The organism is Ramlibacter agri (assembly GCF_012927085.1).
Lineage (GTDB): Bacteria > Pseudomonadota > Gammaproteobacteria > Burkholderiales > Burkholderiaceae_C > Ramlibacter > Ramlibacter agri.
The window spans coordinates 1,762,797-1,774,740 of record NZ_JABBFX010000001.1 but is presented as its reverse complement, the minus strand read 5'-3'; the positions used below and the strand labels follow the sequence as shown (position 1 = coordinate 1,774,740).

Here is an 11,944-nt window from a genome sequence, read left to right as displayed (position 1 = left end):
CGTGTCAGGCGGGTGTCGGATTGCGCAGGCGGATATGCAGTTCGCGCAGCTGCTTTTCGTCCACCGGGCCGGGGGCCTGCGTCAGCAGGTCCTGGGCGCGCTGCGTCTTCGGGAAGGCGATCACGTCGCGCAGCGATTCGGCGCCCGTCATCAGCATGACGAAGCGGTCCAGGCCGATGGCGATGCCGCCGTGCGGGGGCGCACCATATTGCAGCGCGTCCAGCAGGAAGCCGAACTTCAGCTTGGCTTCCTCTTCGTCGATCTTCAGCGCGCGGAACACCTTGCTCTGCACCTCTTCGCGGTGGATCCGGACCGAGCCGCCACCGAGTTCGATGCCGTTCAGGACCGCGTCGTAGGCCTTGGCCAGGCAGCGGCCCGGGTCGGTTTCCAGCCAGTCCTCGTGGCCGTCCTTCGGCGAGGTGAACGGGTGGTGCACCGCGTTCCAGCGCTGGGCGTCGTCGTCGAACTCGAACATCGGGAAGTCCACCACCCACAGCGGCTTCCACTGGCCTTCGATCAGGCCGTGCGACTTGCCGAACTCGCTGTGGCCCACCTTCACGCGCAGCGCGCCGATCGAGTCGTTGACCACCTTGGCCTTGTCGGCGCCGAAGAAGACCAGGTCGCCGTTCTGCGCGCCGGTGCGCGCCAGGATTTCCTGGAGGGCGCGATCGTGCAGGTTCTTGACGATCGGCGACTGCAGGCCATCGCGGCCCTTGGCGATGTCGTTGACCTTGACCCAGGCCAGGCCCTTGGCGCCGTAGATCTTGACGAACTCGGTGTAGCCGTCGATCTCGCCGCGGCTCATCTCGCCGCCCTGCGGCACGCGCAGGCCCACCACGCGGCCGTCGGCGGCGTTGGCGGGGCCGGAGAAGACCTTGAAGTCCACGTCCTTCATCACGTCGGTGAGCTCGGTGAACTCCAGCTTCACGCGCAGGTCCGGCTTGTCGGAGCCGTACAGGCGCATGGCGTCCGCGTGCTTCATCACCGGGAAGGCCGGCATGTCGACGCCGATCGCGTTCTTGAAGGTGTTGCGGATCATGCCCTCGAACATCGTGCGGATCTCGTCTTCCTGCAGGAAGGAGGTCTCCACGTCGATCTGGGTGAACTCGGGCTGGCGGTCCGCACGCAGGTCCTCGTCGCGGAAGCACTTGGTGATCTGGTAGTAGCGGTCGAAGCCGGCCACCATCAGCAGCTGCTTGAACAGCTGGGGCGACTGCGGCAGCGCGAAGAACATGCCGTCGTGCACGCGCGAGGGCACCAGGTAGTCGCGCGCGCCTTCGGGCGTCGACTTGGTCAGCATCGGCGTCTCGATGTCGATGAAGCCGTTGGCGTCCAGGAACTTGCGCACCTCCATCGTCACCTTGTAGCGCAGCATCAGGTTGTTCTGCATGTACGGGCGGCGCAGGTCCAGCACGCGGTGCATCAGCCGCGTGGTTTCGCTGAGGTTGTCGTCATCGAGCTGGAACGGGGGCGTGACGGACGGGTTCAGCACGACCAGTTCGTGGCACAGCACCTCGATCTTGCCGCTCTTGAGGTTGGCGTTGGTGGTGCCTTCCGGGCGCGCGCGCACCAGGCCCTTGATCTGCACGCAGAACTCGTTGCGCAGGCCCTCGGCGGCCTTGAACATGTCCGCGCGGTCCGGGTCGCACACCACCTGCACGTAGCCTTCGCGGTCGCGCAGGTCGACGAAGATGACGCCGCCGTGGTCACGCCGGCGGTTGACCCAGCCGCACAGGGTGACGGTCTGGCCCATGAGGGCCTCGGTGACGAGACCGCAATAGGTCGTTCGCATCTTTTGCATGGGGAGCCTTGCTGACGCGGAATCAGGTCCGCGTGATCTTCTGTTGGGGGGAGACGACGCCCATCGAGACGACGTACTTGAGCGCGTCGTCCACGCTCATCTTGAGTTCGATGCAGTCGCTCTTGCGCAGCATCACGAAGTACCCGCCCGTGGGGTTGGGCGTGGTGGGCACGTACACGCTGACGAATTCCTCGCCGCGCAGGTAGTTGGTGACGTCGCCGCCGGGCGTGCCGGTGACGAAGCCGATGGTCCAGACGTCGGCGCGCGGCCACTGCACCAGCACGGCGGTGCGGAAGGCATTGCCGCTCTCGGAGAACAGCGTGTCCGAGACCTGCTTCACGCTGGAGTAGATGCCGCGCACCACCGGGATGCGCGAGACCAGGCGGTCGCCGATGGTGACCAGCTTCTTGCCGACGAAGTTGCTGGTGACCGCGCCGACGACCAGCAGCACCGCCAGGGTCAGCAGGACGCCGAATCCGGGGATGTGCGTGCCGAGCAGGCGGTCGGGGTTCCAGGCATCCGGCAGGAACAGCAGCGTCTGGTCGAGCGTATCGATGACCCACCGCAGCACCGCTGCGGTGATGGCCACGGGGACGATGACGAGCAGCCCCGCCAGCAGCCACTTGCGCAGGGCAGCCATCGGGGTGTCAGTGGCAGGCGCAGGAGCCGCCGCAGCTGCCGGCCGAGGCGCTGGGGGCGTCGGACTTGGCCGCCGGGGTGGAGCTGCTGTCGCTCTTGCCGGAATCGGCGGGCTTGTCCGCCGGCTTGTCGGCGGCCGCCGAGCCGGCGCTGGAGCCACCGCGGAAATCCGTCGCGTACCAGCCGGAACCCTTGAGCTGGAAGCCCGCCGCCGTGATCTGCTTGGCGAAGGTGTCGGCGCCGCACGACGGGCAGGCCGTCAGCGGGGCGTCGGAGATCTTCTGCAGGACGTCCTTGGCATGGCCACAGGAGCCGCACTTGTAGGCGTAGATGGGCATGGCTAGGTCAGGAGGTCGTGTGGTGCAAAGCCCTCAATTATAGGTGACCCCCTGAAACTCAAGCCGGCCAGGGGTTGAGTTCCAGGGGGTCATCCTGGCGGAAGCCAGGATCTCGTGCGCCCGTTATGCCGCCGGCAGGCCGGCCACGTGATGAGCCGCCTCGTGGCGGTTGCGCAGCTTCTGCGGCGCCAGCGAACCCACGATCATGCCCACGAAGGCGGCGACCAGGCCGGCCAGCTGCTGCGGGAACATCCTGGACAGGGGCTCGTTCACCTGCGGGAAGAACAGGATCCAGACCGCCACGCCCAGCGCCACGGAGAAGATGGCGCCCTGGGTGGTCGCCCGCTTCCAGTACAGGCCCATCACCAGCGGCACGAAGGCGCCGACCAGCGTCACCTGGTAGGCGGCGGACACCAGTTCGTAAATGGGGGTGCCTTGCATCGAGATCGCATAGACCAGCACCAGGCCCGTGAAGATCACGATCGTGGCCCGCATGGCGAACAGCTGCTGCTTGTCCTTCATGCCCGGGCGCAGGTTCTTCAGGATGTTCTCCACGAAGCTGGTCGAAGGCGCCAGCAAGGTCGCGGAGGACGTGCTCTTGATGGCGGACAGCAGCGCCCCGAAGAACAGGATCTGCATCACCAGCGGCATCTTCGTCAGCACGAAGGTGGGCAGCACCTTCTGGTAGTCGTTCTTCGCCAGCTCCATCGCGCTGTCCCCCATGACGACGACCGCGCTGGCCACGATGAACATCGGCACGAAGGCGAACAGGATGTACGACACGCCGCCGATCACCGCGCCGGCCCGGGCCGTGTTGGAGTCCTTGGCGGACATCACGCGCTGGAACACGTCCTGCTGCGGGATGGAGCCGAGCATCATCGTCAGGCCGGCCGCCACGAAGAACGCCATGTCGGTGAACTTGGGCGCCGGGAAGAAGTTCCACAGCTCCTTGTGGCTGGCCATGTCGAGGACCTTGCCGGCACCGCCGGCCAGGTCGGCCGAGAAGAAGGCGATGACGGAAAGGCCGATCACCAGCACGATCATCTGGATGAAGTCGGTCCAGGCCACGGCCAGGAAGCCGCCGATCACCACGTAGACCAGCACCGCCATCGTGCCGACGATCATGCCGGCCTTCTCGCTCATGGCGCCGTCGGTCAGCACCGAGAACACCAGACCCAGCGCCGTGATCTGCGCGGCGACCCAGCCCAGGTAGCTGAGGATGATGACGCCGGAGCAGAACACCTCGATGCCGCGGCCGAAGCGCTGGCGGTAGAAGTCGCCGATGGTCAGCAGGTTCTGCTTGTAAAGCTTGGCCGCGAAGAACAGGCCCACCAGGATCAGGCAGGTGCCGGCCCCGAACGGGTCTTCCACGATCGCGTTCAGGCCACCCTGGACGAAGCGCGCCGGGATGCCCATGACGGTCTCGGCACCGAACCAGGTGGCGAAGGTGGTGGTCACCACCATGATCAGCGGCAGCCGGCGGCCGGCGATGGCGAAGTCCGTGGTGTTGTGGATCCGCGTGCCGGCCCAGACGCCGATTCCGAGGGTGCCGAGCAGGTACAGCACCACGAAGACGACGAGCGTGATATTCATCCGATGGTCCCCCAAGCAGCCCCTCCACGGGCAGCCGGATTATGCCCAACCGTTGACGGGGCTCAAGACGAGAAATACCGCAGGGCCAGCAGCGCCGCCAGCACGGCGCCGAAGAAGCCGATCAGGACGATGTGGATCATCGCCTGCAGCAGGCGGTTCGTCTTCTTCAATTCCGCCATCAGTTCGTCGGCATCCCGCTTCATGATGCCGCGTTCCTTCTTCAGGTACTGGTGCACCATGTGCGGGAGTTCCGGCAGGATCTTGGCGTAGCGCGGCGCCTGGTCGCGCAGCTCCTGCCACAGCTTTTGCGGACCCACCTGGTCCAGCATCCAGCGCTCCAGGAAGGGCTTGGCCGTGCTCCACAGGTCCAGGTTCGGGTCCAGCTGCCGACCCAGGCCTTCGATGTTCAGCAGCGTCTTCTGCAGCAGCACCAGCTGGGGCTGGATCTCCACGTTGAAGCGGCGCGAGGTCTGGAACAGGCGCATCAGCACCATGCCCAGCGACAGCTCCTTCAGCGGCCGGTCGAAGTAAGGCTCGCAGACGGTGCGGATCGCCCCCTCCAGCTCGTCGACCCGGGTGCCGGGCGGCACCCAGCCGGACTCGATGTGCAGCTCCGCCACCCGCTTGTAGTCGCGCCGGAAGAAGGCCGTGAAGTTCTGCGCCAGGTACTCCTTGTCGTGCTCGGTCAGCGTGCCGATGATGCCGAAGTCCAGCGAGATGTAGCGGCCGAACGTGCCCGGCTCCAGGCTCACCTGGATGTTGCCCGGGTGCATGTCGGCGTGGAAGAAGCCGTCGCGGAACACCTGGGTGAAGAAGATGGTGACGCCGTCGCGCGCCAGCTGGCGCAGGTCGACGCCGGCGGCCGTCAGGCGCTCGGCCTGGCTGATGGGAACGCCGTTCATGCGCTCCATCACCATCACCTCGGGATGCACGAAGTCCCAGTACATCTCCGGGATCATCACGAGGTGCAGGCCGGTCATGTTCCGGCGCAGCTGCGCGGCGTTGGCCGCCTCGCGCACCAGGTCCAGCTCGTCGTGCAGGTACTTGTCGAACTCGGCCACCACCTCGCGCGGCTTCAGCCGGCGGGCGTCGTGCGACAGGTTCTCGACCCAGCGCGCCATCATTCGCATCAGGTCGATGTCCTTGTCGATCACCGGCAGCATCCCGGGCCGCAGCACCTTCACGGCCACTTCGCGCAGCTGGCCGTCGCGCGTGCGCAGGGTGGCGAAGTGCACCTGCGCGATGGAGGCGCTGGCCACCGGCTCGCGGTCGAAGGTCTCGAACACGGCGTCCAGCGGCCGGCGGAAGGCGCGCTCGATGGTGGCGATGGCCACCTCCGAGGGGAAGGGCGGCACGCGGTCCTGCAGCAGCGCGAGCTCGTCGGCCACGTCGGGCGGCATCAGGTCGCGCCGGGTGGACAGCACCTGGCCGAACTTGACGAAGATGGGGCCCAGGTGCTCCAGGGCCTGGCGCAAGCGCTGGCCGCGGGGGGCGTCGAGCTTGCGGCCGAAGGTCACCACCCGGGCCAGCCCGCGCAGCCGGAAGCCGGAGAGCACCAGCTCGTCCAGCCCGTAGCGCAGGATCACCCAGAGGATGAAGACGGCGCGGAAATACCGCGTCATCCGCCCGCCTGCCCCGGGCCCGCCGGGGGCACCGTGCCGTTGTCGGGGCCGCTGGCCTGGGCGCCGCCGGCGAAGCGGCGCACGGCCTCGCCCATGCGGCGCAGCACCTGGCCGATGGCGTGGGCCGGGGCGTCGCCGAACACCCGCGCGAGGTCTTCCTCGATATCCCAGCGGACGTGGTCGACCAGCCACTGCACCTCGGCGGCCAGCTGCACGTCGCCTTCGATGCGGATGGCGGGCTTCTCGCCGCGCACGGCGCCCGTGGCCAGCGCGAAAGGCGAATCCTCGGTGACGGTCAGCAGCAGGTCGGGCACCTGGTTGGGCGAGCCCAGGTCCAGCAGGCCGGCGGGCGTGGCCTGCAGGCGCACGGTGAAGACGCGCCAGCGCGCCTCGACCATCCGGCCGGACTGGCGCTTCAGGCGCGCCTGCGCCTCGGGTTCCTGCTGCAGGACGTGGTTAAGCGTGAGGACCAGCCGCCGCTGCAGTTCCTCGACCAGCCAGGGCGGGGGCTGCAGCAGCTGGCCGACGCGGTCGAACAGCTGGTCGAAGAAGGAGGCGGGGGATGTGGCAGACATCCCGCGATTATGGCGTCGAGCGTTTGGCGTTGAGCGTTTGGGGACCCGCTGAACGCCCAACGCTCAACACCCGACCTACTGGAGCGCTTGCACTCCGGCGACCAGCCAGCCCTGCGAGCCGTCCTTGGGCTTGGTCATGTTCCAGACCTCGCGGAAGGGGCTGGGCCCGGCCGAGACGTCCTCGCGGATCATGCCGGAGAACTCCACGCTGGCCATCCACTCGCCGGCCATCTCCTCGATCCCGAGCAGTTGCGCCTCGAGCATCACCACCTCGGTCTTCTGCGGGCCGGCCGGCTGGCGCTCGCGCTCGCCGAGCTGGGCGGAGATCTCGCGCAGCATGCCGTCGGTCATCATGCTGCGCAGCGACTTCAGGTCGCCGCGGTCCCAGGCGTCCTGCAGGGTCACGAAGTTGCGCTTGGCGGCCGTCAGGAAACCGTCCGCGTCGAAGCCGGCCGGCACGCCCCAGTTCTGCGAGCCGGACAGGCCCGCGGGCGGCATGGGCTCCAGGCCGGAGCCGATGCGGATGCCGGAGCCGGCGTGTTCCCAGGGCCGGGCCGAGGCGTCGTTGCCCACCTTCTCCGGGTTGTACACGCGCGGCTGCAGCGGGTTGTCCACGGTGGAGCCCTGCCAGCCCGGACCCTGCGCCTGCGGCGTGCGCCGGCGCAGCATCATCCCGAACACGACGAACAGCACCAGCGCGATCAGCGCGAACACCAGGAACTGGCCGAAGGCCGGGCCCAGGCCCAGGGTGTTGGCCAGCCAGGCCAGGCCCAGGCCGGCGGCGATGCCGCCGAGGATGCCGCCCCAGGGACGGCGCTGCGGCAGCGTCTGCGCGGCGCTCGGAGCGGCGCCCGGCTGCTGCATGCCGTTGCTCGGCGCGGCCTGCGTGGGCGCGGCCGGCGCCGGTTGCGCCTGGCGCTGCGTGACGTTGGAAGATTGCCGGCCGAGCGAGCCACCGCCGCCCAGGCGCCGCGCCGCATCGGCGTCCAGCGCGCCCAGCGCCAGCACCGCCACCAGCAGGATGCCGAAGATCTTTTTCATGGGCCTAGCTCCTTGCACTTTGTCCCCCCAACTGCGGGCTCAGCACTTGATTGCAACATGCAGTGCCGCCACACCTCCCGTGAGGTTGTGATAGTCCACGTGCCCGAAACCGCCCTTCTTCATCATGGCCTTGAGTTCCTCCTGGCCCGGATGCATGCGGATCGATTCAGCCAGGTAGCGGTAGCTGGACTCGTCGCCAGCCACCAGCCGGCCCAGCCGCGGCAGCACGTTGAACGAGTACCAGTCATACGCCTTTTCCAAGGGGCGCGCCACCTTGGAAAACTCCAGCACCAGCAGCTTGCCGCCGGGTTTCAATACCCGGTGCATCTCGGCGAGCGCCTGGTCCTTGTGGGTCATGTTGCGCAGGCCGAAGCCCACGCTGACGCGGTCGAAGCTCTCGGGCGCGAAAGGCAGTTTCTCCGCGTCGCACACGGTCGTCGGCAGGACCAGGCCGGCATCGAGCAGCCGGTCGCGTCCCACGCGCAACATCGAAGCGTTGATGTCGGTGTGCACCACCATCCCGCTCGGGCCCACCTTGCGCGCAAATGCCTGGGCCAGGTCGCCGGTGCCGCCGGCGATGTCCAGGACACGGTGGCCCGGGCGGATGTCGGCCACCAGCACCGTGAAGGCCTTCCAGGCGCGGTGCAGGCCCAGCGACATCAGGTCGTTCATCCGGTCGTAGCTGGGCGCCACGGAATCGAACACGCCGCGCACGCGCCGCGCCTTCTCGCGCTCTTCGACGGTCTCGTAGCCGAAATGGGTCTTGCTCATCGTGTTTGTTCTTTCAATGGCCGCAGGCGTGGTCGCCGTGGCCCTTGGGCGCCATCGGCGCATCGCGGTCCACGCCGGCGTCCTGCAGGCGGCGTTCGTAGTCCTGCCACAACTGCGCCTGCTGGCTGCCCAGGAAATACAGGTAATCCCAGGTAAACAGGCCGCTGTCGTGGCCGTCGCTGAAGGTCGGCTTGACGGCGTAGTTGCCGACCGGCTCCAGTTGCACGACCGCCACGTCGCGCTTGCCGGTCTGCAGCACCTCCTGGCCCGGGCCGTGGCCCTGTACTTCGGCCGAAGGCGAATACACGCGCATCAGCTCGAAGGGAATGCGGAAGGTGTTGCCGTCGGCGAAGCCGATCTCCAGCACGCGCGAGCGCTCGTGCAGGGTGATGGATTCGGGGGCGGGAGTGTCGTTGCGCAGGCCGGCCATGCCCCGAGTGTAGGGCGTGGCCAGCACCCGGGACGTCAGAAGCGAACGCCGAGGTTCACGTAGAACCGGTCTTCCCCGCTCTGCGGCGACGAACTGTTGAACGCCAGCGGCACCTTGCTGCCCACCACCAGCCGGCCGTAATCCGCCGAGAAGCTGAAGTTGCCCTTCAGGTAGCGGAAGCCCAGGCCGAGGCTGGCGATGCGATCGCTAGCTGGCTTGGTGGTGCCGTTGGGCTGGTTGTTCCAGAGGTAGCCGCCGTCCATGAAGCCGAGGAAGCGCAGCCCGGGGAACACCTCGGGCGTGCTGACCTCCAGGGTCGCGGACACGCCGGAGTCGCCGGAGATCGGCCGCTCGATTTCGGTGCCGCGCACGGAACTGACGCCGCCCAGGCCGAACTGCTCGCCGGAGATCAGCACGTCCGGGCTGTACTGGTACAGGCCGCGCGCCGTCCACAGCCAGCCGCCGGTGAGCTGCGAGGCATAGCTGCCGCCGCCGCGCACGGCCTTCCAGTGCACCGTCTCGATCCGCGGGTCCTCGCTCTGGTAGGAGGCGAGGTCGTTGTGGTCGCCGGTGCCGGTGTTGGCCGCCAGCGAGACGTCGTAGCCCCACACCGTGGTGTCGGTCTCGGTGCGGGCGGTGTAACCGACCGAAAGCGGCCGGCTGCGGCGATCCAGCGCGCCCGGCACGAGCGTGTCGTTGACCTTCGAGGCGTCGAACACCTTGTCGTCGAAGCCGAAGGTGACGTAGCTGCGGCGGCCGCCCTGGGGCGGCAGGTACCAGGTGTAGGTGAGCCCGAAGGTCTGGCCGGCGCCGGTGCTGCGGAAGCTGCCGAAGTCGCCGACCACGTCGGAGTTGGTGTAGCTCGCGCCGATCACGCCGCCGTATTCGTACAGCGGCACCTTGTAGGCCAGGCCGAACTGCCGCACGTCGTCCATCGACTCGAACGAGGTGGTGTAGGCGAAGACGACCTGGTGGTCGAGGTCGAACAGGTTGGTGTGGCCGCCGTACACCGTGAAGCGGTCGCGGCCGGTTTCCTTGGTGCCCGCGTTGGACAGCGAGGCGCCGAAGGTCCAGGGCCGCTGCTCGCGCACGTTGATGCTGGCGTCGATGTGGTCCGGCTCCTCGGACTCGCGCAGGCCCACCTGGATCTGCTTGTTCGGGTTCTCGTTGGCGATGGCCGTCTGGATGGCCAGGCGCTTGAAATTGGGGCTCTCGTTTTCGCGCAGCTCCGGCACGGTGTGGCGGATGTTGGCCTCGCTGTAGATCTGCCGGCCTTCGATTTCCACCTTGCCGATCGTGAACTTCACGATGTTCAGCTTCACCGTGGCGCCCACTTCCTGCGGCGGCAAGGCGACGCGGTGCAGGCCGTAGCCGGCGTCGCGCAGCGCCTTCTCGAGGGCAGCGGTGGCCTGCTGCAGGGTTTCGAGCGTGGCGTCGGGGCGGACGTAGGGCGCGAGCGCGCGGCTGGCCTCGGCCTCGCCGATCGGGTTCTCGCCTTCGATGACGAAGCCGCGGATGGGGAACACGGCTGGCGCGGCCGGCGACGCCATCGGCGGTGTGGCCGGCGCGGCGCCGGCTGCCGGAGCGGGGGACTGGGCGGTGGCGGCGCCGGTGGCCAGCGCCATCAGCGCGGCCAGGGCCGCGGGCCGCGGCAGCCGCGGCCTAACCTTGCCTCGGTTCATGTTTCTTGCCGCCTTCTCTTCTTCTGGAGCGGGCATTCTCGCATCGGGGTGAACAGATTGTCACCCGCCATGCGGGTTACTTGCAGGTTTGCGCGTTGCGGATGCCGGACTCGCCGAGGACCGAGGCAAGCAGCGGATTGCGCGAGTTGGGCATCGGGATCGTGTCGAACTCGAGGAATTTCGGGATGTCGATCGGGCGCACCACCTGGCCGTCGGTGCCCGCGAAGCCCGCTTCGCCCCGCCCGAGATGCAGCACTTCGCTGCCGCTGGCGATCTCGATGTGGCCGTCGCGCACGAACACGAACAGGCCTTGCGAGCCGTCGTTCAGTTGCTGCTCGGAGAACAGGTTGTTGGGGACGTTCACCTGGTCGGGGCGCGGATCGGTGCTCGCCGGCTCGTTGGTGACCGGCACGATGGGACCGCTGGCAGGAATGAACAGGCCCTGCCCCGCCTGCAGCACCTCCAGCGCGGTCTGCCCGGGCTGGCCGACCTCGATGGCGCCCAGCCAGGTCCACAGCGTCAGGCCGGCGCTCGGGTCGCCCGGCTCGCCGGCGCAGGGGCCGGTGCACTGCACGTCGAAGCCGGTGCCGCGGATGCCGATGGTGGCGGTGGCGGTGCTGAAGCCGACGTTGCGGTTGTTTGCCTTGGCGATCAGGCCAGTGAGCGCCCGCACCGAGCCGCGCAGGATGGAGGCCAGGAAGCGGCCCTCGCCCGCGTTCTTGTCGTCGTAGACGAAGTTGTCGACGCGGAAGCGGGTCTGCGAGCCCAAGGTGATGCGCGTGTCGTCGCGGAACGCCAGCACGCCCTGGCTCCCCCGGGTGGTTTCCACCACGTCGCCCGGGTAGACGCTGCCGCCGTCCACCAGCCGGCGGCGCACGCCGCCGCCGTCGGTGGCGTAGACCTCGCCCTGCACGTTGGTGATCTTGGCGCTGGCCTGCACGGCGTTGGGCCGGGCGGCGTCGACGACGCGGGCCGACTCCGCACTGCATTCGGAGCCGGAGCAGACGCGGGCGTCGAAGTCCGTGCCGCGGATGCCGATGGTGGCGGTGTTGGTCTGGATGCGGGCGGCGTTGGGCGCGTTCTTGGAGATCAGGCCGGTGACGGCGCGCAGGCCGCCGCGCACCAGCTGCATCAGCATGCCGTTGTCCTGCGCGTTTTCCTGGAACTGGTACTGCTGCAGGACCAGCTCGGAATTGGGCCGCACCGTCATGCGGGTCCCGTCGGCGAGCTTGATGATGGCCGAGGCGCCGTCGGAGGTGGTCAGGCGGTCGCCCTGCAGCAGCGGCAGGCCCTTGCCCAGGGTGCGGGGCGCCTGGCCCGGGCTTTGCGCGAAGCCGACGCCGCGCGAGAACTCCACTTCACCGGCGCTCTGGGCCAGTGCGAACTGCGCGATGAGGAGCAGCGGAGCTGCCACCAGGGGAGCGAGCCATTTCATGTGATTGTGTACGCCGG

11 protein-coding genes are annotated in these 11,944 nt (G+C 68.3%); all 11 read right to left on the bottom strand.

Features of this window, described 5'->3' with window-relative positions:
- Nucleotides 1-4: 4 nt before the first annotated feature.
- The 11 genes from aspS to HHL11_RS08495 all read right to left on the bottom strand — a co-directional run bounded on the left by aspS (nucleotide 5) and on the right by HHL11_RS08495 (nucleotide 11,927).
- A complete protein-coding gene (gene aspS / locus HHL11_RS08545) occupies nucleotides 5-1,792 on the bottom strand; it encodes an aspartate--tRNA ligase (RefSeq protein WP_169419963.1) in 1,788 nt (595 codons plus the stop codon).
- A 31-nt stretch (nucleotides 1,793-1,823) separates the two neighbouring features.
- Nucleotides 1,824-2,441, bottom strand: coding sequence for a DUF502 domain-containing protein (locus HHL11_RS08540; protein WP_169417977.1), 618 nt, complete (start codon nucleotides 2,439-2,441; stop codon nucleotides 1,824-1,826).
- A gap of 7 nt (nucleotides 2,442-2,448) precedes the next feature.
- Entirely contained in the window at nucleotides 2,449-2,778 is a 330-nt protein-coding gene (locus HHL11_RS08535; protein ID WP_169417976.1) for an FmdB family zinc ribbon protein, read from the bottom strand.
- A gap of 123 nt (nucleotides 2,779-2,901) precedes the next feature.
- On the bottom strand, nucleotides 2,902-4,371 hold the full coding sequence (locus tag HHL11_RS08530; RefSeq protein WP_169417975.1) for a high affinity choline transporter 1: 1,470 nt from the start codon (nucleotides 4,369-4,371) through the stop codon (nucleotides 2,902-2,904).
- A 62-nt stretch (nucleotides 4,372-4,433) separates the two neighbouring features.
- Nucleotides 4,434-5,993: a ubiquinone biosynthesis regulatory protein kinase UbiB gene (ubiB, locus tag HHL11_RS08525; RefSeq protein ID WP_169417974.1), complete on the bottom strand. Its 1,560-nt coding sequence runs from the start codon at nucleotides 5,991-5,993 to the stop codon at nucleotides 4,434-4,436.
- Nucleotides 5,990-6,568 carry a ubiquinone biosynthesis accessory factor UbiJ gene (locus HHL11_RS08520; RefSeq protein ID WP_169417973.1) on the bottom strand — a complete coding sequence of 193 codons (579 nt, stop codon included), beginning with the start codon at nucleotides 6,566-6,568 and terminating at the stop codon, nucleotides 5,990-5,992. The genes ubiB and HHL11_RS08520 overlap by 4 nt, the downstream gene beginning before the upstream one ends.
- Before the next feature lie 75 nt (nucleotides 6,569-6,643).
- Complete coding sequence (locus HHL11_RS08515) at nucleotides 6,644-7,609, bottom strand: Tim44 domain-containing protein (protein ID WP_169417972.1); 966 nt, start codon at nucleotides 7,607-7,609, stop codon at nucleotides 6,644-6,646.
- Nucleotides 7,610-7,648: 39 nt separating this feature from the next.
- Nucleotides 7,649-8,380 carry a bifunctional demethylmenaquinone methyltransferase/2-methoxy-6-polyprenyl-1,4-benzoquinol methylase UbiE gene (ubiE, locus tag HHL11_RS08510; protein WP_169417971.1) on the bottom strand — a complete coding sequence of 244 codons (732 nt, stop codon included), beginning with the start codon at nucleotides 8,378-8,380 and terminating at the stop codon, nucleotides 7,649-7,651.
- Between the two features lie 13 nt (nucleotides 8,381-8,393).
- Nucleotides 8,394-8,810, bottom strand: a complete 417-nt coding sequence (locus HHL11_RS08505; RefSeq protein WP_169417970.1) for a gamma-butyrobetaine hydroxylase family protein — start codon at nucleotides 8,808-8,810, stop codon at nucleotides 8,394-8,396.
- A gap of 35 nt (nucleotides 8,811-8,845) precedes the next feature.
- Complete coding sequence (locus tag HHL11_RS08500) at nucleotides 8,846-10,492, bottom strand: ShlB/FhaC/HecB family hemolysin secretion/activation protein (protein ID WP_169417969.1); 1,647 nt, start codon at nucleotides 10,490-10,492, stop codon at nucleotides 8,846-8,848.
- 76 nt (nucleotides 10,493-10,568) lie between these two features.
- Nucleotides 10,569-11,927: a FecR family protein gene (locus HHL11_RS08495; RefSeq protein WP_205964231.1), complete on the bottom strand. Its 1,359-nt coding sequence runs from the start codon at nucleotides 11,925-11,927 to the stop codon at nucleotides 10,569-10,571.
- Nucleotides 11,928-11,944: the final 17 nt, after the last annotated feature.

Coding starts and splice junctions, on each gene's coding strand:
- aspS (WP_169419963.1), bottom strand. CDS start 1,792: ATGCGAACGACCTATTGCGGTCTCGTCACCGAGGCCCTCATGGGCCAG.
- HHL11_RS08540 (WP_169417977.1), bottom strand. CDS start 2,441: ATGGCTGCCCTGCGCAAGTGGCTGCTGGCGGGGCTGCTCGTCATCGTC.
- HHL11_RS08535 (WP_169417976.1), bottom strand. CDS start 2,778: ATGCCCATCTACGCCTACAAGTGCGGCTCCTGTGGCCATGCCAAGGAC.
- HHL11_RS08530 (WP_169417975.1), bottom strand. CDS start 4,371: ATGAATATCACGCTCGTCGTCTTCGTGGTGCTGTACCTGCTCGGCACC.
- ubiB (WP_169417974.1), bottom strand. CDS start 5,993: ATGACGCGGTATTTCCGCGCCGTCTTCATCCTCTGGGTGATCCTGCGC.
- HHL11_RS08520 (WP_169417973.1), bottom strand. CDS start 6,568: ATGTCTGCCACATCCCCCGCCTCCTTCTTCGACCAGCTGTTCGACCGC.
- HHL11_RS08515 (WP_169417972.1), bottom strand. CDS start 7,609: ATGAAAAAGATCTTCGGCATCCTGCTGGTGGCGGTGCTGGCGCTGGGC.
- ubiE (WP_169417971.1), bottom strand. CDS start 8,380: ATGAGCAAGACCCATTTCGGCTACGAGACCGTCGAAGAGCGCGAGAAG.
- HHL11_RS08505 (WP_169417970.1), bottom strand. CDS start 8,810: ATGGCCGGCCTGCGCAACGACACTCCCGCCCCCGAATCCATCACCCTG.
- HHL11_RS08500 (WP_169417969.1), bottom strand. CDS start 10,492: ATGAACCGAGGCAAGGTTAGGCCGCGGCTGCCGCGGCCCGCGGCCCTG.
- HHL11_RS08495 (WP_205964231.1), bottom strand. CDS start 11,927: ATGAAATGGCTCGCTCCCCTGGTGGCAGCTCCGCTGCTCCTCATCGCG.